At 32.1% G+C, this 24511-nt stretch carries 23 protein-coding genes; 17 read left to right on the forward strand and 6 right to left on the reverse strand.

Going from position 1 to position 24511, the window contains the following annotated elements; translation table 11 throughout:
* The first annotated feature begins 7 nt into the window (after window positions 1-7).
* The 15 genes from ED556_RS05535 to ED556_RS05605 are packed head-to-tail and all read left to right on the forward strand — an operon-like array spanning window position 8 to window position 17473.
* Window positions 8-1138, forward strand: a complete 1131-nt coding sequence (locus tag ED556_RS05535; protein ID WP_296320455.1) for a polysaccharide pyruvyl transferase family protein — start codon at window positions 8-10, stop codon at window positions 1136-1138.
* Window positions 1138-2277, forward strand: coding sequence for a glycosyltransferase family 4 protein (locus ED556_RS05540; protein ID WP_296320458.1), 1140 nt, complete (start codon window positions 1138-1140; stop codon window positions 2275-2277). The genes ED556_RS05535 and ED556_RS05540 overlap by 1 nt, the downstream gene beginning before the upstream one ends.
* Window positions 2270-3406, forward strand: coding sequence for a glycosyltransferase (locus ED556_RS05545; RefSeq protein ID WP_296320460.1), 1137 nt, complete (start codon window positions 2270-2272; stop codon window positions 3404-3406). The genes ED556_RS05540 and ED556_RS05545 overlap by 8 nt, the downstream gene beginning before the upstream one ends.
* Window positions 3403-4446, forward strand: a complete 1044-nt coding sequence (locus tag ED556_RS05550; RefSeq protein ID WP_296320462.1) for a glycosyltransferase family 4 protein — start codon at window positions 3403-3405, stop codon at window positions 4444-4446. Before ED556_RS05545 ends, ED556_RS05550 begins: the two co-directional genes overlap by 4 nt.
* Before the next feature lie 5 nt (window positions 4447-4451).
* Window positions 4452-5645, forward strand: coding sequence for a glycosyltransferase family 4 protein (locus ED556_RS05555; protein WP_296320464.1), 1194 nt, complete (start codon window positions 4452-4454; stop codon window positions 5643-5645).
* Window positions 5642-7030 (forward strand): asparagine synthase C-terminal domain-containing protein, encoded by a 1389-nt coding sequence (locus ED556_RS05560; protein ID WP_296320466.1) that lies wholly within the window; start codon window positions 5642-5644, stop codon window positions 7028-7030. The genes ED556_RS05555 and ED556_RS05560 overlap by 4 nt, the downstream gene beginning before the upstream one ends.
* Window positions 7023-8132: a glycosyltransferase gene (locus ED556_RS05565; protein ID WP_296320467.1), complete on the forward strand. Its 1110-nt coding sequence runs from the start codon at window positions 7023-7025 to the stop codon at window positions 8130-8132. Before ED556_RS05560 ends, ED556_RS05565 begins: the two co-directional genes overlap by 8 nt.
* On the forward strand, window positions 8129-9292 hold the full coding sequence (locus ED556_RS05570; RefSeq protein WP_296320469.1) for a glycosyltransferase family 4 protein: 1164 nt from the start codon (window positions 8129-8131) through the stop codon (window positions 9290-9292). The genes ED556_RS05565 and ED556_RS05570 overlap by 4 nt, the downstream gene beginning before the upstream one ends.
* Window positions 9285-10139 (forward strand): FkbM family methyltransferase, encoded by an 855-nt coding sequence (locus ED556_RS05575; RefSeq protein WP_296320470.1) that lies wholly within the window; start codon window positions 9285-9287, stop codon window positions 10137-10139. Before ED556_RS05570 ends, ED556_RS05575 begins: the two co-directional genes overlap by 8 nt.
* Window positions 10129-11448 carry a glycosyltransferase family A protein gene (locus ED556_RS05580; protein ID WP_296320472.1) on the forward strand — a complete coding sequence of 440 codons (1320 nt, stop codon included), beginning with the start codon at window positions 10129-10131 and terminating at the stop codon, window positions 11446-11448. The genes ED556_RS05575 and ED556_RS05580 overlap by 11 nt, the downstream gene beginning before the upstream one ends.
* A complete protein-coding gene (locus ED556_RS05585) occupies window positions 11448-12554 on the forward strand; it encodes a glycosyltransferase family 4 protein (protein ID WP_296320474.1) in 1107 nt (368 codons plus the stop codon). The genes ED556_RS05580 and ED556_RS05585 overlap by 1 nt, the downstream gene beginning before the upstream one ends.
* Complete coding sequence (locus tag ED556_RS05590; protein WP_296320476.1) at window positions 12551-13690, forward strand: glycosyltransferase; 1140 nt, start codon at window positions 12551-12553, stop codon at window positions 13688-13690. The genes ED556_RS05585 and ED556_RS05590 overlap by 4 nt, the downstream gene beginning before the upstream one ends.
* On the forward strand, window positions 13687-15057 hold the full coding sequence (locus ED556_RS05595) for an O-antigen ligase family protein (RefSeq protein WP_296320479.1): 1371 nt from the start codon (window positions 13687-13689) through the stop codon (window positions 15055-15057). Before ED556_RS05590 ends, ED556_RS05595 begins: the two co-directional genes overlap by 4 nt.
* Window positions 15014-16027: a glycosyltransferase family 4 protein gene (locus tag ED556_RS05600; protein ID WP_296320480.1), complete on the forward strand. Its 1014-nt coding sequence runs from the start codon at window positions 15014-15016 to the stop codon at window positions 16025-16027. Before ED556_RS05595 ends, ED556_RS05600 begins: the two co-directional genes overlap by 44 nt.
* 51 nt (window positions 16028-16078) lie before the next feature.
* Window positions 16079-17473, forward strand: a complete 1395-nt coding sequence (locus ED556_RS05605) for a sugar transferase (protein WP_296320481.1) — start codon at window positions 16079-16081, stop codon at window positions 17471-17473.
* 4 nt (window positions 17474-17477) lie between these two features.
* On the opposite strand, the gene ED556_RS05610 is transcribed toward ED556_RS05605, so the two are convergent.
* Both ED556_RS05610 and ED556_RS05615 read right to left on the reverse strand, forming a co-directional pair.
* Window positions 17478-18641 carry a DUF4105 domain-containing protein gene (locus ED556_RS05610; protein ID WP_296320482.1) on the reverse strand — a complete coding sequence of 388 codons (1164 nt, stop codon included), beginning with the start codon at window positions 18639-18641 and terminating at the stop codon, window positions 17478-17480.
* Between the two features lie 45 nt (window positions 18642-18686).
* A complete protein-coding gene (locus ED556_RS05615) occupies window positions 18687-19757 on the reverse strand; it encodes a PorV/PorQ family protein (protein ID WP_296320483.1) in 1071 nt (356 codons plus the stop codon).
* Between the two features lie 129 nt (window positions 19758-19886).
* Between ED556_RS05615 and ED556_RS05620 the strand changes: the two genes are divergently transcribed.
* Window positions 19887-20639, forward strand: coding sequence for a CDP-alcohol phosphatidyltransferase family protein (locus tag ED556_RS05620; RefSeq protein ID WP_296320484.1), 753 nt, complete (start codon window positions 19887-19889; stop codon window positions 20637-20639).
* A 6-nt stretch (window positions 20640-20645) separates the two neighbouring features.
* Window positions 20646-21479, forward strand: coding sequence for a TerC family protein (locus ED556_RS05625; RefSeq protein ID WP_296320486.1), 834 nt, complete (start codon window positions 20646-20648; stop codon window positions 21477-21479).
* Window positions 21480-21492: 13 nt separating this feature from the next.
* On the opposite strand, the gene lptB is transcribed toward ED556_RS05625, so the two are convergent.
* From lptB to ED556_RS05645, 4 genes are all read right to left on the reverse strand, one after another.
* A complete protein-coding gene (gene lptB / locus ED556_RS05630) occupies window positions 21493-22233 on the reverse strand; it encodes an LPS export ABC transporter ATP-binding protein (RefSeq protein WP_296320488.1) in 741 nt (246 codons plus the stop codon).
* 131 nt (window positions 22234-22364) lie between these two features.
* Window positions 22365-22712, reverse strand: a complete 348-nt coding sequence (locus ED556_RS05635) for a carboxymuconolactone decarboxylase family protein (protein ID WP_296320490.1) — start codon at window positions 22710-22712, stop codon at window positions 22365-22367.
* 2 nt (window positions 22713-22714) lie between these two features.
* The gene (gene tatC, locus ED556_RS05640; RefSeq protein WP_296320492.1) at window positions 22715-23545 is read right to left on the reverse strand and encodes a twin-arginine translocase subunit TatC; all 831 of its coding nucleotides are present in this window, start codon (window positions 23543-23545) and stop codon (window positions 22715-22717) included.
* Window positions 23545-24510: a KpsF/GutQ family sugar-phosphate isomerase gene (locus ED556_RS05645; protein ID WP_296320494.1), complete on the reverse strand. Its 966-nt coding sequence runs from the start codon at window positions 24508-24510 to the stop codon at window positions 23545-23547. Before ED556_RS05645 ends, tatC begins: the two co-directional genes overlap by 1 nt.
* Window position 24511: the final 1 nt, after the last annotated feature.

Raw genomic sequence — 24511 nt, forward strand, 5'->3', positions numbered from 1 at the left:
TAATAAAATGAAAAAGTCTGTTTATTATAAAAGAGAACTTTTGGCTGAACTAAAAATGCTGGTTCCTAATCTTGCTTATACATTTACGCGAAAAATTAAAACAATTTATATCGGTTGTACCGATTCAAATAATTTAGGTGATGAAGCTGTATTCATAGCTTTAAAGAGAATGCTTTTTAAAAGGTGTTTTTTATATAAAATTTCTTATACTAAGCCATCTAGTGGTCGGTATTTTAGGAAACTTTTTTTTAGAAAACCAGACTTAATATTATTAGGAGGTGGAACACTTATTTTGAAGAATAAAGATGAAGGTTTTTTAAAACTTGCGAGTTATTACAACAAAAAGTATCCAAAATCTAAACTTGCAGTATTAGGGACTGGTGTGGCTAACTCTGATTTGGCTAAAGAAAATGGATTTCCTACTGATTTTATTGCTTGGAAATCTTTTTTAAAGGATTCGGTTTTCACTGCATTACGAGGTGAGAATTCAATAAAAATTTTAGATTACAACATTACTCCAAATTTAGATACTCACGTTTTTTATGATCCAGGTATATATTTTTCAAAGAAAAAAGTTACAAAAAAGAAGGGAGAAAAGACTATCGGTATAAATTTCTGTAATTTAGAAAACAGACTCTTCGGCCATAATAAATTAGAGGTTGAATTGTTTTTTAAAGATTTGATAAAATTATTAATAGATTCCAATTTTCGAATTCATTTTTACGCCACTGCTTTAAAAGACTATTATTACATGAAGGAAGTTTTAGATAGTGTTGATTTGTCTAGAAAAGATATGTTTTTTCATGAATATGAACCAAACATTGAAAAATCATTAAAATTCTTTAATAAGGTAGACGTATTTATTGGACAAAGATTACATTCTGTAGTTTTTGCTACAGCAACTTATACCCCTTTTTTTGCGGTTGAATATGAGTCTAAAACCAGTGATTTTTTAAATAGTCTTGGCCTTTATGATAAGTCTATTAGAACTGACAGTTTAGATGCAAAACTCGTGTTTGATAATATAATTTCAATTTATAATAATTTAGATATTGAGCAAGATTTATTGTTTTCTAAATCTCAAGAAGCTATCAGACTTCAACAGGAATGTCTAGATTCATTTTTTAGTGTTTTATAATGTCGAAGGAAACAGTTACAATTCTACATCCATTTTCAGCAGAAGCAATTGGTCTAAGCTTTAGTGATGTTTTAACATCTCATAGTAAACCGCATAAGTCGGCATTAAAAAGTCTCCAAAGTGCTGGTTATACTGTAAAGGTAATGTATTTGTATTATGGCCTTTTTCCTAAATCTAGATTTGTTAATGGTATTATCCATAAATTCTGGCCGGTGATAAGTCTTAATTTCAAGAAAAAAAATAAATGGCGGAAAGAGAGTTCATGGCTGCACTATTATTCTAATTTTTTCAATCCTAATGATTTAACGATCATTAATATGTCCGGACGTTTAAGTCCTTACACAATAAAGATTGCAAGACTATTAACCTTAAAAAATAAGCCTTATATAGCTATGATTGGCGGGCTTAGTATAGCCACGGGACCAAAGGCATTAGATTACTATAAAGGTGCAAAACATATTATTGTTCATACAAAAAAACAAAAAGAAAGTCTCTTACAGCTAGATGGTTTTAAAACATTAGATGTTCGAGTGATTCCTTTAGGTATTGATACGTCTACCTTCAAGCCTAAAAAGAAAGATAGAAGTTCTAAATCACTTTTGTATGTTGGTAGAATATCTCGATTAAAACAAATTGAATTAGCTATCGATGCATTACATTATTGTAAAAATAGAGGTGTTGACTGTAAATTAAAGATTATTGGTCCCTTTAGTGATAAGCATTATTTTGATGAATTGCGAGAAAAAATAAGAGTATTAAAATTACAGCATAATACTGAGTTTATTGGGCCAGTACCGTATTCTCAATTAGTAGAACATTATCAGAATGCGTCCTTATTACTATTGCCAAGTCAACATGAATCCTTTGGAATGGTTGCGGTAGAAGCAATGGCATGCGGTACACCTGTTGCAGCAATTACTGGTTCTGGAGGTCCAGATGAAATTATAACACACAATGTTGATGGGTTTTTAACAACTAAACAGAATTATGCAAGTTTAGTTTATGAAGTGATAAATAATCTGAGTAATTATTCCGAGGTTTCATCCAATTGTAGAGCAACTGTACTAAAAAAATATAGTGAAGAAGTAACATCTCAATTGATTTATAAATCCGTAAAACATGCATTAAGTAATGGCTAATATTTTAGTTAAAATATACGCGCCTCAAGAGGTAAACCACTCGTCTTATATACATACTGGCTTATTCGAAATGCAGGCTTTAGGGTTGATTGATGTAAAAATATACTTGAAATTAAAAACATATCTGGGTACAATAAGGATTGAAGGTAGTCGGGTTTATAAAGAGCATAAACGCCCTCAACCAAAGACATCTTATTATAAAATAATTGACAAAAAGAAACAAAAAACCCTAACGATTGCTATAGATTTATACGATGCCGCAAATCAATTTTCAGCATATGCCTTGAGTCATTGCGATGTTGTTTTTAAGAGAAATTATGAAACGAAATATATGAATCAATTGCCAAAATCACAGGCACAAAAAATTAAGAGATTTGGGCTTTCGTTTCCATTAAATTCCAAAAATTATACTCATAAAAATAGGATGTTTTTTGGTTTAATAATTAATACGATGCATCTTAATTTAAAATTCGATAAAAACATGTTTTCTCGAATTAAAAAATCTATTAATGTTAACCTCAATGAATGGCGTTATATTCAAAAATCTAGAGCGTTAAGTAATTTTCAGCATTATGCAAAATCTCGATCCAACACTGTTTTGTTTCAAACGCGTTGTTTCCCTCACCAGAATGACACTGATGTAAAAGAAATTCATGAACAACGTTACACTATTATAAAATGTCTTAAGAATAACTTTCGGGATAATTTTAATGGAGGATTCGTGCCATCTAAAATTGCCAATGAATTATACAATGATGCATTAACGAATTTACCAACTGAACAAAAACTATATATAAAAGCGGTTAAAAATGCTGGTATAGTTATATATACAAGAGGTTTATCAAACTCTCCAGCTTGGAAGCTTCCCGAATATTTATCTCAAGGTAAAGTAATAATAGCTGAAAATTTAACGGCCGAGTTACCTGTTCCCTTAGAACATGGTAAAGACGTATTGTTTTTTAATAATTTGGAGGAGTTAGTTTCAAATGTAAATTTGGTATTGAATAATATGAAATTGAGAGAAGAGCTTAGTAAAAATGCTAGGAAATATTATGAAAATTATATAAATCCAGTAGAGCGAATGAAGTATGTAATAAACAACAGTTTTGATTACCAAATAATTAAATGAAAGTTTTCAAAGTATATCATCGTTCTTCTCATCATGCCAGTGTTTCTGGATACAATCAGTTAACTCAATACGGTGAAGATTCTTTAATTTCTGCAACACCTAAGTATATTCCATATAGAGTAGCCAAATATATAAGTCAAAGAACAGATCAGGATGCAGGAATCTATGATTCAAACAGTGTTTTTAAAGATATTAATCTAACTATCAAGATTCTTAAATATGGCATAAGAGCAAAAACTATCCATTACCTAAATGCAGAAAGAGATATTAGAATAGCTAGCATTTTGAAACCCTTTCTACATAAAACAAAAGTCTGTGCTACATTTCATAAACCACCTTCTATTTTAAAGACACAAATTTCAAATACAACATATTTATCAAAATTGGATGGTGCTATTGTAGTGGGTTCTAATCAGGTTTCTTTTATTAAAGAGACGTTTGGCCTGGATAATGTAAAATACATTCCGCATGGAGTAGATGTTCATTTTTTTAAACCTTCCAAAGATGTTTTCAAGTCCTCTAATAAGCCCAATATTTTGTTTGTTGGTCAACATTTAAGAGATTTTGATACTTTAAATAAAGTAATTAAAGTATTTGAGAATAAAAATCAATCCATAATATTCAATATTGTATTACGCGAAGATTTTAGAAACAACGTATGTGATTCGCCAATAGTTAATGTATTCTCAAATATTGATGATTATAAACTTTTAGAATTATATCAGAAAGCAACCTTACTTTATTTACCTTTAAAGGATAGCACTGCATGTAATTCAATACTTGAGGCTATGGCCTGTGGTTTACCAATAATTACAACCAAAGTAGGAGGTAATAGTGATTATTTAAGTAATACAAGTAGTATTCTGTTAGACCCAGCAACCGTTCAAGACAGTGTTACTGTTATTACAAAAGTTATTAATAGTCAAGAATTGCAAAAACATATGTCATTATCTGTTCGAAAAAAAGCCGTTGATTGTTTTAGTTGGAAAATCATTTCTAAATCAATTTCACAATTTTATCATGAGTTGCATAATAAATAAAGTAATTGAAAAGACCTCTTAAAATAGCGATTTATTCTGGCTCCATACCGAGTACAACCTTTATAGAAAACCTTATAGAAGGGTTGGCAGAGCATGAAGTCTCGGTGTTATTGTTTGGGAAAAAGTCTAAACGTGTTGCATACAATAACAAAAATATTAAAGTATATGGCGATTCAAAAAATAGAGGAATTAGACTTGTATTTACACTCTTTCGTTCTTTATTATTACTAATAATATACCCAAAAAGATTTAGCATTTTAATAAATGAAATCAAATCGTATTCATCTGTATATGTGAGGTGGATTTGGTGGAGTAGGTATGTGCCTGTAGTATTATATATACCAGATATTTTTCATGTGCAATGGGCAAAAGATTTAGAACACTGGCTATTTTTAAAACGTAAATTCAACAAAAAAATAATACTAAGTTTACTAGGATCTCATATTAATTATTCGCCCAAAGTAGATAAACAATTAGCAAAATCATACAGAGAAAATTTTTCAAGTGTAGATGCATTTCATGGGGTGTCTCAGGCAATAATAACAGAAGCTAAACTATATAATAATAGTTTAAAAAACGTGAAATTAATATATACTCAGCTTAAGCCAGTTACTTTTGAATATTTTAAAAACGATAAAAAAGAAAAAATTAATAAACTCAGAATTTTATCTGTTGGAAGACATCATTGGGTTAAAGGATACAATTATGCTATTGAAGCTATGTATTTATTAAAAATGAATGGCGTAGATTTTAAATATACTATAATAGCCGAAGGAGAGTTACCAGAGTCATTAATTTTTATGGTAAACGAATATAATTTAACATCTAATATAGAATTCCAAACAGGAATGACACAGCATGAACTCTATAAAAAAATGCAAACTTATGATACATTACTTTTACCAAGTATCAATGAAGGTATAGCAAATGTTGTTGTTGAGGCTATGGCAATTGGTTTATTGGTTGTTTCGTCTGATTGTGGAGGTATGTCAGAGGTGGTAATACCTGAAAAAACAGGATGGTTATGTAAGGTCAGAAATCCAGAATCCATGGCCAAATCTCTTTTAGAAGTAAAAACCTCGTCGCAACAAAAAAGGATGGAGTTAGCTAATAATGCATTTAATAATGTAAAAGAAAGATTTTATGGACCTAAGAAAATAGAAGAGTTTATAGAATTATATAATTCTATTGATTTATGACTAAATTAAAGAATGATATTATACCAAAATCACCTCATCTTATTTCTACTGGAAATGATGATAAATTAGATTTAAAAGCTATTTGCATCTTTGCTGCTATAGGATTTTTCTTAGATCAGGACACCTTTTGGTTAAATAAAAAAGTCTTACCTGCTGCTAGCATTAATGAGTTGAGTTCTAATAATACCCTTGAAAAGAGTAAAACATATTTTGAATGGCATTATACCCCAAGAGAATTAGCGTTCTCTGATGCAGTTGATGAATTTTCTGTTCTTTTTGAGACTATAATTTCCGAACAAACTTCTGGTAAAAAAGTAATTTTGCCATTATCAGGCGGATTAGATAGCAGAACTCAAGCTGCAGCTTTAAAATATTTAAACGCTGATGTTAGCGCATATAGTTATGAATACGAAAATGGATTTGCAGAATCAAAAATTGCACAACAAGTAGCAGATGTTTGTGGGTTTGATTTTCATTCTTATAAAATAAAAAAAGGATATCTCTGGGAACGTTTAGATGAGCTTGTAAAGCTTAATCAATGTTATTCAGATTTTACAAGCCCACGACAAATGGCCATTTCTGAAAAATTTTCTAGTTTAGGAGATGTATTTTCATTAGGCCATTGGGGCGATGTACTTTTTGATAGTTATGGCTTAAATGAAATACCTCATGATGAACAGGTACAGTTTTTAAGTCAAAAACTTCTTAAACGTAATGGACTGCAATTTGCAGAAGATTTATGGGCATCTTGGGGAATAAAAGGTGATTTTAAATCGTATTTCCTAAAACGAATTTCTGATGCATTAGGAACTATTGATATAGATAACACAAATGCTAGGTTGCGTGCATTTAAGTCTAAATTTTGGGCGCCAAGATGGACTTCAGTTAATCTTTCTATTTTTGAAAACTCTAAATCAATAACGTTACCATATTACGATAATCGCATGTGTGAGTTTATTTGTACAATTCCTGAAGATTATCTTAACGACAGAAAAATTCAAATTGAATATATCAAGCGAAGAAATCCTGAATTAGCAAAGCTAATGTGGCAAGACAAACGCCCTTATAATTTATACAATTATAGGGCTCCTAATAGTTTAAAAACAATACGCTACAAGATTTCGAATAAGTTGAATCGAGGGATATTGCGATTGACTGGACAAAAGTATATTCAGCGCAATTGGGAGCTTCAGTTTTTAGGAGAGGCGAATAATGCAGAATTGCGAGATGTATTATTGGAGTCAAAACTATCAAAATTTATTTCAAAGCCAGTTATTGATAAGTACTTGAACGGCTTTTACAGCGGTGAAGAATTAAAAAATGCACATCCTTTAAATATGCTTTTGGTGTTGGCAAAGTTTAATCAAACTCAAAACCATGGCTAAGCGTATTAAAATATTGTACACGATTCCAAATTTTGATACTGCAGGTAGTGGTAAAGTGGTTTATGATTTAGTAAAACATATCGATAAGTCTAAGTTCGAACCTCAAATCTGTTGTTTCCATACTAAAGGTAAATTTTTTGAAAAAATAGAGCAACTTGGTGTGCCTGTTCATGTGTTTAGCTTTCAATCGAGCTATTATCCTTTAATAAAACTGCCCTATCGCATATGGCGTATTAATATATTTTTTAGAAACCACGATTTTGACCTGATTCATTCATGGCATTGGAGTAGTGATTTTACTGAACCGCTTGCAGCTAAGCTTTCAGGAATACCATATGTATACACTAAAAAGGCAATGGGTTGGGGAAATAGAGCTTGGCATTGGCGTTCCAAACTTAGCTCCAAGATAATAACTATAAATACTGATATGAAATCTCAATTTTTCAGTAATATGAAAGATAAAATTGAAGCCATACCAATAGGTCTTAATGTTGAAGATTTTGGGATTTTAGATAAAGCCTATCAAAATGAAGATGGTTATAATGTAAAACAAGATGATTTTGTGATTGTGAGTATCGCTAATCTTGTTGCCGTAAAAGGTATTGAACTACTACTAGAAGCAGTAAAGCAATTAAATGATCCTAAAATAAAGATTTTTATTGTTGGTGATGATACATCAGACTATGCAATAGATTTAATACATATGTATGAGTCAGCAAACGTAGTATTTACAGGTAAAAAACAGAATATAAAATCCTATTTAGCACTTGCTGATGTTTTTGTAATACCAACAAAAGATGAAGGTCGTAAAGAAGGACAACCAATTGCACCTATTGAAGCCATGTTATCAGGTCGTATCGTTTTAGGATCGCGAATTTCAGGAATTAAAGATATTTTAGCGCCTTTTCAATCTTGCATATTCAAACCAAATGATGTAAAGGATATTAAGTCTAAAATTGAATATGTTAGGAGTTTAAATTCAGACGAAAAATTAGCTCTAGCTCAATCAATGTACGACTTTGCCTTTCAAAACTATGCCCTTGAAGGTAGTATAGAAAAACACCAAATACTCTATCAAAATTTAGTAAACTCCAGCAAATGAAGATAGGTATAGTATTAGCAAAAGCACCATCGTACTCTGAAACCTTTTTCAATTCAAAAATTAAAGGGTTAATCGATAATGGTTACGATGTTACTTTATTTGTTAGAGAGACTAAACAGACTTACAGTGCGTGCAAGGTCGTTTCTGCGCCTAAAATTCATAGAAATATAGTATTACAAATCTTTAAAACAATTTGGGTTTTCTTTAAACTTTTACCGTATTTAAAACGTGTTTTAAAATTCTTTAAACTTGAAAAATCAAACCAACGTAATTTCAGTAGCATATTAAAAAATGTCTACACCAATTCTCATATAATCAAGGCTAACATTGATTGGCTCCATTTTGGTTTTGCAACTTTAGCACTAGGAAGTGAACATGTAAGTAAAGCCATTGGTGCAAAAATGGCAGTGAGCTGTAGAGGATATGATATGGATGTATATCCGCTAAAACATCCCAATTGTTATGACCTGGTTTGGAAGCTAGTAGATAAAGTTCATGCAATATCAAATTATATGTTGTCAAGAGCCTATAAAATTGGCTTACCAGCAGATAAACCGAAAAAAATTATTTATCCTGCAATCAACCCGAAGTTATTTGATTTGAATTATACAAGGTCTAAGAAGGACAGAATTTTGTTAACTACAATTGCGAGGTTACATTGGATAAAAGGTATTGATTATACAATTGAAGCCTTAGGAATTCTAAAAACTGAAGGTGTAGATTTTGAGTATCAAATCATTGGTGAAGGTATAGAGTTTGAAGCATTGAGATATACGATTCATGAGTTAGATTTAGAGGATAATGTGAGATTTATTGGGAAATTAACCCATAAAGAGACTATAAAAATTTTAGCTGAAACAGATATTTATATTCAATATAGTATTTCTGAAGGGTTTTGCAATGCTGTTTTAGAAGCACAAGCAATGCAATGTTTATGTGTGGTGTCTGACGGTGGTGCTTTACCAGAGAATATTATTAATAACAAAACTGGTTTTGTTGTACCAAAACGCAAACCAGAACTATTGGCATCAACTTTAAAGGAGATTATGAGTCAAGATGAAAAGGTATTGCATCACATAAAACAAAATGCAGCGCATCGGGTTTTCGAAAGCTTTACTGTAGAACAACAAATTAAAGCGTTTATTGAATTTTATGAATAGCGTTTTAGTCAAAATATATCATAGAATACCTGTAAAGCTTCGAAAAAAGATTGGTCAAGCTAAATGGTTAAAAGGTTTTAGAAGAGTCTTGTTGTATAATGATAGCGGATTTAAAACGGCAACCGTAAAAATTAATAGAAAGTATGGTGATTATGATGTGGATTTTAAGTTTGTAGCCTCTATTAAAACAAGCTCAAAAGCCAAATATGTTGGCATAGAAAATACCGTATTGCGAAACAGTTTTCAGCTTGTAAAAACGTACTTTCCAAATCGAATAGATTTGAAAGTCCTAGATATAGGGGCAAATTTTGGTTACTTAGGTAGTGTTTGGGCTAATTCGGTGGCACGAAATGGGAACGTTTATGCTTTTGAACCTAATAAGAACTTATATAGATGTATTGAGAAAACAATTACATTAAATGCAGATTTTAAATCAAATTTTAAAGTTTACAATAATGCAGTTGGTAACTTTAATAAAACGATTACACTGAATGCAAGTGCGTTCTCATCTAATACTAACAAAATGACATCAAGTATCGAAACTTACAATGTAGAGATGGTTAGAATTGATGACGTTGTGGCAAAACATCGAATACACCAAATCAATTTAATTAAAATTGATGTCGATGGTATTGAGTTAGACATTTTAAAAGGTGCATCTAATGTAATTAGAGATAATAAACCTATTGTTATTGTCGAAACCAATTCAGATAAAAAAATCATAGATTTCTTTAAAAATTTGGATTATATAATTTATGATATGAAGTTAGATCACTTCGATGATTCTAATGTACTACCTTTAAACATATTTTGTGTACCCAAAACTTTAACTAAGGATGTTGTTTAAATTCCTCAAATACCTGCAACCTACACATTATTTTGGCTTAAATAGACAAGATGAAAGCTCAGTATTCCCTGTTGTTGATGAATTTATAAACTCAACATTTCAAGTTGATAATGCTTATAATTCTGAAATAGCTAAACAATACGACTTGTCATGGAGAGCATTACAAAATGGTTATATAGACTATTCAGACTCTATAAACGATATTGAAAATGTATCCGTATTTGACAATTACGTATTTGCTAGAAAGTATTTTAATAAAGCTTGGGTCCTTTATGTTTTTATACTACGCATATTGAGTTTCAAAAATCCTATAAAAGAATATCGAGGTTTCAAGAATACACGTTTTGTTGAGCGCTATAATAATAAAAATGAGATTGTTAAATATGAAGATTATAACGGTTTTGATAGCCAATTAATAGCCAAGAACCCATTAATTTCAATTATAATACCTACACTTAATCGTTACGAATATCTTAAGGATGTTTTAACCGATTTAGAGAAGCAAGACTATTCAAATTTTGAGGTCATAGTTATTGATCAATCTGAGCCATTTAAAAAAGAATTTTACACATCATTTAAGCTAAATTTAACGGCACTATATCAAGAAGAAAAAGCATTGTGGCTAGCCAGAAATGTTGCTATAAGACAATCCAAAGGCGATTATATTTTACTTTTTGATGATGATAGTAGAATAGAACACAATTGGATGTCTCAGCATTTAAAAACCCTAGACTTTTTTAATGCAGATTTATCTTCTGGTGTATCAATTTCAAAAGTTGGAGATAAGATTCCAGCACATTATGCATATTTTAAAATTAGTGATCAATTAGATACAGGAAATGTATTATTGAAGAAAGCTATTTTTAAAGATATTGGTTTGTTTGATAGGCAGTTTGAAAAGCAACGTATGGGTGATGGCGAATTTGGATTACGAGCGTTTTTAAATGGTTATAAAAACATTTCAAATCCCTATGCTAAGCGCTTGCATTTAAAAGTTAATTCAGGCGGTTTACGTGATATGGGAAGCTGGGATGCCTTTAGAACAAAACATCTATTTCAACCACGACCAATACCAAGTGTATTATACTTTTTTAGACGGTATTTCGGGAAAAGACAAAGCATCTTGTCTTTACTAAGAACGGTGCCGATATCTATCCTACCATACCGATTTAAAGGCAATAAGCCGATGCTTATTGTAAGTGGTGTTTTTGCTGTGTTGCTATCACCACTAATTTTACTGCAGGTGTTGAGGTCATGGTATTTAGCTTCAAAAAAGTTAAATGAAGGTTCGAAAATTCAAATTTATTAATGTCTATTCCTAAGAAACATATTGTGCTTCTGACTTCAGAGTTTCCACCATTACCAGGTGGCATAGGAAACCATGCGCTCAATTTAGCAGAATATTTATCGGAGTCTGGATACAAAGTGTCCGTAATTGCAGACCAACGTGATACTAGATCTAAAGAAGCAGAATTTGATAACATATTAAAAAGTAATATATATCGCGTTGCAAAAAAACGTTTTAGAAGTTTAATGTATTTAAAACGTATATGGATATGTTATAAATTAAGTAAAAAGGCTGATGTGTTAGTGTGCTCAGGAAAATTTCCACTATGGGTTGGAGCATTTTTAAAATCATTAGTTAAAGCAGAGACTATAGCGGTTATTCATGGCACAGAAGTTAATTTTTCTAATCCAAGATTAAGAACATCTGTAGATAATTCGTTAAGAAGATACTATAAGGTAATTGCAGTTTCTAACTACACAAAATCTTTGGTAGATCATCTTTTGCTTAAGAATATAAGGGTTATACCAAATGGGTTTTCAATTTCAAAAGGCGATTCTAAATTATCAGAAGCATTAGTTTTAAGCGGTTCGCCAAAATTGCTTACCGTTGGTAATGTTACAGAACGTAAAGGTCAAGCAGAAGTTATCAAACATTTACCAAAGGTTTTAGAACAATACCCAAATGCACATTATCACTGCATCGGGTTTAAAACAGAAGCAGATCAGTGCTTAGCTCTTGCTAAATCACTAAACGTAAGTAAGCATATTACTTTTCATGGTCACGTGTCTCATTCAGAGTTGGTGAACTTTTATTCGGTATCTGATATCTCAGTAATGTTAAGTCAAACTACCAAAACGGGAGATGTAGAAGGTTTTGGAATTGCATTAATCGAAGCTAATTATTTTGGATTACCAACCATTGGCTCAAAAGGTTGTGGTATTGAAGATGCAATTTCTGACGGAAAATCGGGTTTGCTTATTAATGCGTCACATACAACTGAATTTATTAATGCAATGGATCGGATTCTTGATAATAGAGATGAATTTGAAGCTGAATCAAAATTATGGGCAGAAAGACACCAATGGAAAAATATCATTCAACGTTATATTGACTATATTGAATTGTGAGACTTTTAATAATTTCACATACAGAACACTATAAAACAACCGATGGTACTATTGTTGGTTGGGGACCTACAATAAATGAAATCAATCATTTAGCACCTCATTTTACGGCTATAACACATTTAGCAATGTTGCATAGTGGTAAAGCTCCTAAAAGTTCGAGTCCTTATACTGTTGATAATATAAACTTTAAGGCATTACCAGCTTTAGGAGGAACATCAATATGGAGTAAATTGAAACTGATGCTGTACTTTCCTAAAGTTGTGTATTTGGTTTCAAAAGCTTTGAGAGATGTAGATGCGTTTCAGTTAAGAGTGCCAACAGGAATAGGTGTTTATCTTATTCCATTTCTCACATTATTTACCAAGAAAAAAGGATGGTTTAAGTACGCAGGTAATTGGAATCAACATAAACCGCCACTAGGTTATCGCATACAAAGATTGCTGTTAAAACATCAGAGGAGAACAGTTACAATTAATGGGAATTGGCCAAATCAACCAAAACACTGCTTAACTTTCGAGAATCCATGTCTTGAGGACATAGATTTAAAAAATGGTACCTCAATATTAAAAACGAAAGAATTAGAACAAAACATAAATTTTTGCTTTGTTGGGAGGTTAGAAACTCCAAAAGGTGTTGGCCGAATTATAGAGGCATTTAACAATTTGCCTGAGGATCAAAAAAATAGAGTAGGCGATATACATCTAATTGGTGATGGTTCTGAAAAGGAGAGTTTTCAAACTAGTGCTAATCAGAGCTCAATTAATTTTATATTCCATGGATTTTTAGGCCGAAATGAAGTGTTCAATATTTATCGTAAAAGTCATTTTTTCTTGTTGCCAACAACAGCTTCAGAAGGATTTCCGAAGGTCATCGCAGAAGCTGCAAATTTTGGTTGTGTACCAATTGTATCTTCAGTATCGTCGATAGAACAATATATTAAGCATAATCAAAATGGGTTAATATTGTCTTCACCAGATTCAATTGGATTAAAATCCCAATTAGAAAGTATTTTTGAGATGAAAAATGACGACTATAAAAAGCTTGCTCATAGAAGCCAAGATTTAGTTAAGTGTTTTACATTTAGTTATTATAATAATAGAATATTAAAAGAAATTCTTGTAGATAGCATAAATTGAGATACCAATTTTTAAATACATCCTCTTACACACAACTTGTAGTATTACATATAGGTTTGGGTTTGGTATTTTTTATTTTCAAACCCTTTGCCAAAATATTCTTCTTACTCATAATGGGTTACTTTTTGTACCGCATTATTACATCGTCAACTTCTAACCTTACAATGAATGTTCTACTTGGTTGTGCATATTTTGTTGGTATTGAAATTTTGTTTAGGATGACCAAAGGCGGATTAGCGTATGAAGCTTCAAAATACTTGGTTATTGTATTTGTTTTAATAGGAATGTTCTATCGTGGTGTTTCGGGTAAGGGCTATGCCTACTTTATATATCTCCTTTTATTAATACCTGCCATAATAGTCGCCTCTATTACTTTAACTATTGATGCCAAGTTTAGGTCGAATATTACATTTGTATTGAGTGGTCCAGTTTGCTTAGGACTTGCGGCACTTTTTTGCTATGACAGAAAGGTAACTTATCAACAAATTCATAAGCTCATATTATACATCTTATTACCAATAATATCAACGACAACCTACTTGTTTTTATACACGCCAACAATTAAAGATAGGTTAAGTGGAACTGCATCAAATGCAGCACTATCAGGTGGATTTGGTCCTAATCAAGTATCTACGATTTTAGGTTTAGGAATTTTTTGTGTAGTTGTTAGGTTGATTTTAAAATCGCCAAACTTGTTTTTAAAACTACTTAACCTTACAATTTTGGCAGCGATGACATTTAGAGCCATTGTAACATTTAGTCGTGGTGGCGTACTAGCCGCGGCATTAGTAACAGCAGCTTTTTTCGGTACAGTAGTATTACGCTTAAAAATAAAGAGATTAGTTCCATTGTTTGGTTCGGTTTTCCTTTTGGTAAGTATATTAGCTATTACTTGGGTTGTAAGCTCTAATCAAACACGAGGTTTAATCGATAAGAGGTATGCAAACCAGGATGCTTTAGGAAGAGAAAAAGAGGATTTAACTACTGGTAGGTGGGATTTGTTTCTTGAAGAAGTTGATGGCTTTTTAGAAAGCCCATTTTTGGGGATTGGAGCATCAAGAGTAAAAAATAAAAGAGTTCAAGAAACAGGGCAACAATTACCTTCACATAACGAACTTGGTAGATTGCTGTCAGAGCATGGATTGTTTGGGATAATATGTATTCTTATTTTGATATTTAAACCCTTAGCATATAGAACAAATAATAGGCGGAATATATTTTTCTTTTCGTTTTTAGCGTTTTGGTTTGCAACGATAAATCATTCAGGAATACGTATAGCAGCGCCTGCCGTTTTATACGCATTAGCATTATTAAATGTAACGTATGAAAAACCTATTGTACATAGGAAACAACTTAAAGTCAATTAAGTCAAATCCTTCATCAATTCAAGTTTTAGGAAAACTATTTGAAAATGAAGGATACAAGCTTAGGTATGCTTCGTCGTATACAAATAAATTCTTCCGAATTCTTCATATGTTATGGAGTTGTATGAGGTACTCCAAATGGGCAGATTATGTTGTAATAGATACTTACAGTACTCAAAACTTTTATTACGCATTATGCTGTAGCCAAATCTGTAGATTACTTGGTATTGATTATGTGCCAATTCTGCACGGTGGTAATTTACCAAATCGTTTGGCTTCAAATCCTAGATTTTCTCGAATGATTTTTAAGCATAGCAAAAAAAACATTGCACCTTCTTTATATATTAAAAATGCTTTTGAAACAGCTGGATTTTCAAATATTGAATTCATACCGAATTCAATAGAAATAAATAATTATCAAGTAATTGCTAAAGATTTCAACTCTATTAGATTATTATGGGTACGTTCATTCTCAAAAATCTATAATCCTCAAATGGCTATAGATGTTTTGAAAGAGGTATTAGATTTAGGATACAAGGTGAGTTTATGTATGGTTGGTCCTGATAGTGATGGTAGTTTAACACATTTAAAAGAAAAAGCTAATACAGAAAATTTAGATGTTAAATTTACCGGCAAACTTAGTAAACCAGAATGGATCACATTATCTAAAAATTATAACATTTTTATTAATACCACTAATTATGATAACTTGCCTGTGAGCCTTATTGAGGCAATGGCGCTAGGATTTCCAATCGTATCTACAAATGTTGGTGGCTTAGCATTTTTAATTAGTCATTGTGAAAATGGATTATTAGTTGACAAAAATGATACTGAAGCCATGGGGAAATGTATTGTTGAATTGTTTAATAATAAAGAACTAAGAAATAAACTATCAATAGATGCTAGAGCAAAAGCTGAAACCTTTGATTGGAAACACACAAAAAACAAATGGCATAAAATTTTTGAAGAATAGTAATTATAGTTTTTTTAAGACTTTTATCTTTATACAAATTAAATCCCCCACATGAAACAAAGTAATACTATCCACTTTGAAATATCAGAACGCAAGGTGTTGTTGCGTATAGTTGATATTTTGGTTGTCTTTTTGGGGATTTTTGTATTGTCTACATATTTTGATTTTGAGTATTTAAATATTTCTTCAGAGAATACTGTACCATTAATTGTTTTAGTTATTTATATTACAATATTTGGGACAATTTTTGAACTGTATAACCTCCAAAAAGCAAGTAAACTCGATGTGAGTTTTAGAAATATTGTGTTATGCATGTCTACTGTAGTATTGCTTTATTTACTCACACCAATTATTACACCCTTTTTACCTGAAGCTCGACTACAAATCATCTATTTTTATATTGCTTTAATTGCTTTTGTTTTTATTTGGAGAGTATTGTACAATACCTTAATTGCATCACCTCGCTTTTTTAAACGTGTTTTGTTAGTTGGTGAATTATCTAATATCGATAATATAGTAACAACATTAACCACAGCGGATTCAAGTTATAGTTTTGTTGGTTTTATTAATAGTGAAGGCATTTCTACAGATTCTATTAAGTATAACAAGCTAAAAGAGTACACCTCAAAATACCTATCAACTGTAATAATGGAAGAACAAATCTCTGAAATTATTGTAGCAGCCAACAACGCGGAAAATATCACTCCAGATTTGTATCATGAGCTAATGTTACTCTTGGAACGTGGTTATAAGATAAGAGAGTATACTCAAGTATATGAAGAAGTTACTAATAAAGTACCGATACAATACGTAGGTAAAGATTTTTACAAATACTTCCCGTTTAGTAGAAATAACGAAAACCAGCTTTATAAATTCTTTCAACGCACATTTGATATATTATTCTCTGTGTTTGGTATTTTGTTTATGTTATTGATCGTTCCATTTATATATATTGGAAATATAATAGGTAATAAAGGACCATTATTTTATACGCAAGAACGAATCGGTAGAAATAGCACCTTGTTTACGATATATAAGTTTCGGACAATGGTTACTGATGCTGAAGCGAAACGAGCGCAATGGGCAACAAAGGACGATTCTCGAGTAACCACATTTGGAAAATTTTTAAGGCGTTCACGATTAGACGAAATGCCTCAATTTATAAATATTTTAAAAGGTGAAATGAGCATAATAGGTCCAAGACCTGAACGCCCATTTTTTGTTGCTGAGCTCTCACGTTCCATACCATTTTATGAAACTAGACATATCATTAAACCTGGACTTACAGGTTGGGCTCAGGTGAACTCGAGATATGGAGGTTCTGTTGAAGAAAGCTTAACGAAGCTTCAATACGATTTGTACTACATAAAACACCGAAGCCCATTTCTTGATTTAAATATTCTTCTAAAAACATTGAGTACTGTGCTCTATTATCGCGGTCAGTAGCTAGTTAGTTTTTAAAATACTTAACTAAATACAGATATCTAATAAATAGTGCTATCAAGATTGGTAATAAACCTAAGGCGAAAACTTGTACTCCAATAATCCAATGTAAAGTCATTAGGCAAAGCATAATGATTAAAAACTTTAGATAACCTCTAAACCAATGTTTTACTTTAGACTTAAATACTTGAGAAATTAATAACAGATTTAACGGAAATGCCCATAGTAGATTGTAATTATAGCCCGTTACACCATGGTCAGTGCCAAACCATAAAAATAGAAGTATTACTCCGGCTAATCCCGTAATAGAAAACAAAATGGCATCCAGCCATTTGGTTCGTTTTTTAGTTTTAAAATCTCTGTATGTGATATAAATTATGAATACAGATATTAAAGACATGATGAGAAGTGGGTTTAATACACCTACCTTTTTGTATTCTTTTTTGTGTTTTGAAGTATATATTTTACTACTACTTTTCACCAATGGCTGATTGTTTATTGTAGCATTTTCAAAATGTAAATAAACATACTTGGGTAAAAATAGCTGCTCTTCTTTGGTCGTGGTTTTATCAATCAGAGACCCAAGTGCAATATCAATTCCAAAACTTCCCCAAGTATTTTGGCCTACATTTTCATGAATCATATCCCTAAAAGATTTCTCGGGTTGGTCTTTTAATTTATTATAAGCAATACTATTACTTGAACTTATGTTAACAACATCTCTAATCTTTGTGGCACAATTATCATAAAAGAAATCATAGAGATATTTTTGATTCTCAGGTTTGTAGTTATTTACTAAGTAATTATAAATCTTTTGCTTCTGTTCTTGAGAGAGATTAAGTACCTGCTCTTCCATAGTGCGGTCATAAAATCTATAAATTTTATAGAAATCCGAAAAGTTACGTTTACCAATGAGGTAATTTAATTTTCCTTGCGCGAATTTTAGATAAAAATTAGGCGTGTCAAAATCATATCTACCATAATCGTATACCACATCAATTCCATATGCTTTGTCTTTAATACGATAGGCACTATGTCCAAAGGCGTCATTTAAGTTTGTACCTTGACCAATAGTTAATACCGATATTTCTGCTTGCGGAGACAGTTGAAATTGTTGAGAGAAACTAAAATTGATTAATAAAATAGAAACTATAAGTAGTAGACGATTCATTTATAATTTTTTGTCAGGCCGAGTATAGTCGAGACCTTTTAATTTCTATCTAAAAATACTGAAATCTAATTTTACAGAGAATACATTGGAGTATAGCGCAGCACTTTGGTCACCTATATCGGTAAAAGCATAATCTATTTCGATGCCTTTGTATTTAAAACCAACACCAAAGTTTGGCTGAAACGTTAAGTTTTCAGAATTATCTATTTGCAATTCATTCTGAAAATTACCAACACCAGCTCTTAAGAATACTAAATCTGTATATCCAAATTGAAATCCTAATGCCGGAGCCATACTAAAAGCCGAAGTAGAGAATACGTCATTTGTTTCAGCAAAACGCACATTGAGGTTAAAAGCAGCAAGTAACGAGTAATCGTAATGAAACAACCAGGATTTAGAAACACCTAATTCTAATTTAGGTAAAGTAATTTCAGATTTTTCTGGTAGCGTCTGGTTCTGCCCATCAATAGCACCACTGATTTCACCAAACTTTTCCTCATCAATAGTCCACGAATTATATGTTGTCGTTATATCACGAGCCATGAACCCAAACTTCCAATTGTTTTTGCTTTCAAATTGAATGCCAGCATCAAAACCAAAACCCCATGCCGAAGCAAAATCACCAATGACTCTTCGGATAACTTTGGCATTAATTCCATAGTTGAGACCATCTATTGGTAATTTTCGAGCGTACGATAGTGTAACACCATAATCTGCAGTAGAAAATGTATTGATCCTGTCATAGCTTATATTGCCCTGGTCATCAATAAGTTGCGTAGTATCTAAAATATCATCAACACCAAATCTAATTACCGATATGCCAACGGCACTTCTATCATCTATTGGCATGGCATAAGCTATATAGTTGTAATTGGCAATATTAGCAAAGTAACTTGAGTGCATTAAGGCAAGCTGATTATCTTCTAAATGAACCAAACCAGCAGGATTCCAATACCCTGAGTTTACATTATTGGTGTGCGAAGTAACGGCGTTACTCATACCCAAAGCAGCAGCATCTACTCCAATATTCAAAAATTCATTGGAGTATTTTCTAGCTGTTTGACCTAAAGTAGTAGATACTACAAATAGTAAAAGAATTACAGCGTAATTTTTCAAAAACAATTTTTTTACAAAGATGCACAATATTTTGTTTTTATTAAACTTCAAAAACTCTCACTTATTGCATGTTTTACTAACAGAACTAAAATACTTTTATATTTTTACACAAACTTCACTACGAATTCAATGAAGCGACATATTCCAAACCTTTTTACGGCATTAAATCTTTTTTCAGGATGTATTGCAATTTTATTTGCGGTTCAAAATCAATTTGTTGGTGCTGCGTTGTTTGTTTTTCTGGGTATTTTTTTCGATTTTTTTGATGGTTTTTTAGCCAGAAAGTTAAAGGTTCAGAGCCAATTAGGAGTACAACTTGACTCTTTAGCAGATATGGTAACAAGTGGCGTTGTTCCTGGGTTAGTAATGTATGGTTTAATACAAGATGCACTTGGTGGTCAAGGTGCTTTTGTTGTTGATGATGGTTGGAATGCCACTGTCGGTTGGGTTGGTGTAGAAATTACGCCTCTGGCTCTTGTAGGCTTTTTAATTACAATTGCGTCGGCATACAGATTAGCTAAGTTTAATATAGATGAAGACCAACAGTCCTATTTTAAAGGATTACCAGTTCCGGCGAATACAATTTTAATATTGTCATTACCACTAATTTTACATTTTCAATATTCTATAACGGTTTCAAACTTATTGGGGAATATTTGGTTCTTAATTGGCCTAACTGTAGTAAGCTGTATACTTCTTAATTCAAAAGTTAAACTATTTGCATTAAAATTTAGCACATGGGATTTTAAACCAAATGCGGTGCGCTATCTATTTTTGTTGGCTAGTATTTTGTTACTAGTGTTTTTCAAATTTGTTGCAATCCCAATAATTATTATAGGATATATTCTAGTTTCATTATTCACTCAGAAATCAATTAATTAATTAGTTATGGCTGAAGTTATTTTTACACTCTTGATGCTTATTATGCTTCAAGCAGTATTAGGTTTTGACAATCTTCTTTACATTTCTTTAGAATCTAAAAAAGCACCAGAACACGATCGAAAACGTGTACGCAAAATAGGAATCTTAATTGCAATAGGCTTAAGAATTGTATTGCTGTTCTTGCTAGTTTCGGTTATTGACTATTTTCAAGAGCCCTTTAAGTTTTTAACTGGAGAAATTGAAGATGTTTTAAAGTTTGCTTTTAATGGTCACAGCCTTATTGTGTTAGCTGGTGGTGGCTTTATCATTTATACTGCTATTAAGGAAATATGGCATATGATTTCTTTAAAAGATTTAGATATTGATGTAGAAAATGGGTCTAAAGGTCTTAAATCTTCTGGAGCTGTTATTACCAGTATCGTTATTATGAATCTTGTGTTTTCTTTCGATTCTATATTGGCAGCTATAGGCTTAACAAATGAACTCGATAATTCTACTACAGCCTTTATAGTGATGGCAATAGCAATTGTTGCTAGTGGTTTGCTCATGTTATTTTTAGCAGATCGTATTTCAGCATTTTTAGCAAAAAATAGAATGTATGAAGTCTTAGGTTTATTTATCTTATTTATTGTAGGTATTATGCTAGTTACCGAAGGTGGACATTTAGCACATCTAAAGATATTTGGTAACGAAATTGTGCCAATGAGTAAAACAACCTTTTACTTTGTAATTGTGGTACTCGTTATTGTAGATATTGTTCAAGGACGATATCAAAAGAAGTTGTTGAAAGAAAGAGATATGGTGTCTAATCAAAAATTAAGTGAGGAGAATAACGCCTAACAACGCTTAGTGTTTAAAATTCTATTTTCTTCTTACGCAGCTCAAAGTTTTGACCTAGGTATACCTTGCGCACCATTTCATCGTTAGCAAGTTCTTCAGGCTCACCAGCTTTAAGTATGCTACCTTCGAACATTAAATAGGTGCGGTCAGTAATGGCAAGTGTTTCTTGTACATTATGGTCTGTGATAAGAATCCCTATGTTTTTCTTAGTAAGCTTGGCAACAATACGCTGAATATCCTCAACTGCCACTGGGTCAACACCAGCAAAAGGTTCATCTAAAAGAATAAAATTTGGGTCAGTTGCCAAAGCACGTGCAATCTCAGTACGTCGACGTTCGCCACCAGAGAGTAAGTCACCACGGTTTTTGCGGATATGGCCAAGACCAAACTCTTCAATAAGCGATTCCATTTTATCGTGCTGCTCTTTCTTGCTGAGTTTTGTCATTTGAAGCACACTCAGAATATTATCTTCAATGCTTAACTTTCTAAACACCGAAGCTTCTTGAGCGAGGTAACCAATACCATTTTGCGCACGTTTGTACATTGGGTATTTGGTAATCTCTTGGTCTTCTAAAAATATTTGTCCACCGTTAGGTTTTATAATGCCCACAATCATGTAGAATGATGTGGTTTTACCTGCACCATTTGGCCCTAAAAGACCTACGATTTCACCTTGGTTAACTTCAAGTGAAACGTCTTTTACAACTTTTCGTCCACTGTAGGACTTCATTAAATTATGGGCGTGCAGTTTCATTTATATGATTGTAAAAATTTATGTTTTAGTACTTTAAATGTGTTGATTGGTATTACCATTGTTTATCAAATGCCCATTATGGGCTTTCATATGTGGTATTCTCTAACGGTAAAAGTACTAAAAACGTATCTTTAATTCTGATTTTCTAAAGCTTCCCAATATTCGTAAGCACGTCTTAGGTGCGGAATAACAATTGTACCACCAACTAATGTGGCAATACTTAAGGCTTCGCCAACCTCTTCTTTAGTAATACCTTCATTATAACAGGTTTCTAAATGATAGCGTACACAATCGTCGCATCTTAATACTGTAGATGCTACTAATCCAAGGAGTTCTTTGGTTTTTACATCCAAAGCACCAGCTTGAAAAGCGTTAGTATCGAGGTTAAAAATTCGTTTTATTATTTTATTATTATCCGCTAAGATTTTATCATTCATCTTGGCGCGATATGCATTGAAATCTTTTACTAAATCTGACATGTTTAAGCTTTTGCTTTTCGTTCTTTTTTATTTTGATTCCTTACAACGATTCTAGAAATAAAAATACTTACTTGATATAAAATTAAAATTGGCACCGCAACAATTACCTGACTTGTTAAATCTGGCGGTGTTATAACAGCTGATATTATCAGTACTATAACCAGTGCAAATTTTCTATACTTCTTTAATATCTTAGGAGTAACTAATCCAACTTTGGTTAAAAAATAGATAACTATCGGCAATTGAAACATTAATCCTGAGGCTAGAGAAGAAGACCTTACTACCGAGATTACTGAACCAAAATCAAAGTCATTAAATATTCTATCAGAAATACTCTCATTAGCTAAGAAGTTAATCGTTAAGGGCGTAATTACATAATATCCAAACAGTACACCGATGAAGAATAATAGTGATGAAACTATGATAAAGCCTCTTGAATATTTTCGTTCATTAGGTTTCAATCCTGGGCTAATAAATTTCCATAGCTGGTATATGATATAAGGAAATGCTATTATAAAACCGGCATATATAGACGTCCATATTCTGGCTGAGAATTGACTTCCTACTTGTCTACTTTGCATATCAAATGGAAGTCTGTCAGCACAAAATGTGGTGTCATTAATACCTAGGCTTTGTGACATATAACATAACCATTCATAAGTTTGAAAGTTCATTTCTGTTGGTGCAAAAATGATGAGGTCAAACAAGACGTAAGGAAAGCAGAACGCAACAATGCCGAATATTAAAACAGCCACTGTGCATCGTATTAAATGCCATCGTAAATCTTCGAGATGGTCTAAAAAAGACATCTCATTTACGTTTCGTTTTGCCATTATATAATTCCTTCTTTTATTAAATCGTGTAAGTGAACAATTCCAGCGTAAACGCCATCTTTCTCTACTAATAACTGCGAAATACCATGCGCTTCCATAAGCTCTTTCGCATCAACCGCCATGGCATTTTCATCAATTCGTTTTGGATTGCTTCCCATGATGTCTTTTGCAGTAAGATTAGTGATATCATCACTTTTACTTAACATACGTCTTAAATCGCCATCAGTGATAATACCTACAATTTTTGAGTCTTCAGTAACTGCAGTGACGCCCAGCATTTTTTCAGAAATCTCTATAATCACTTCTTTTAAAGTTGCATCAAGACCAACTTGTGGTTTCTGATTTACAGAAGACAAATCATTAACTCTAAGATATAAGCGCTTTCCTAATGCACCACCTGGATGATACTTGGCAAAATCTTTACTTGAGAAACCGCGTAGTTTTAATAAACTTACAGCTAGTGCATCACCAATAACTAATTGCGCTGTAGTACTTGTAGTAGGCGCCAGGTTATTAGGGCAAGCTTCCTGCTCAACATAAGCATTCAATACATAATCCGCTTGCTGACCTAAAAATGAATCTTTATTACCCGTAATAGCTATCATTTTGTTGTTAGCATTTTTAATTAGAGGTACCAACACTTTAATCTCAGGCGTATTACCACTTTTAGAAATACATATTACAACATCATCCTTAAGAATAAGTCCTAAGTCGCCATGTATAGCATCTGCTGCATGCATAAATATAGCTGGAGTACCAGTTGAGTTAAGCGTGGCAACAATTTTATTAGCAATGATGGCGCTTTTACCAATACCAGTAATAATTACGCGACCTTTTGAGTTGTAAATAAGCTCAGTGGCATTAGCAAAATCATCAGTTAATAAGTCCATTAGGTTAGCTATGGCATCACGTTCCATAGCGATTGTAGACTTGGCAATTTCAAGAATAGAAGCTTTGTTTGTCAAA

The organism is Winogradskyella sp., assembly GCF_003712105.1.
GTDB lineage: Bacteria > Bacteroidota > Bacteroidia > Flavobacteriales > Flavobacteriaceae > Winogradskyella.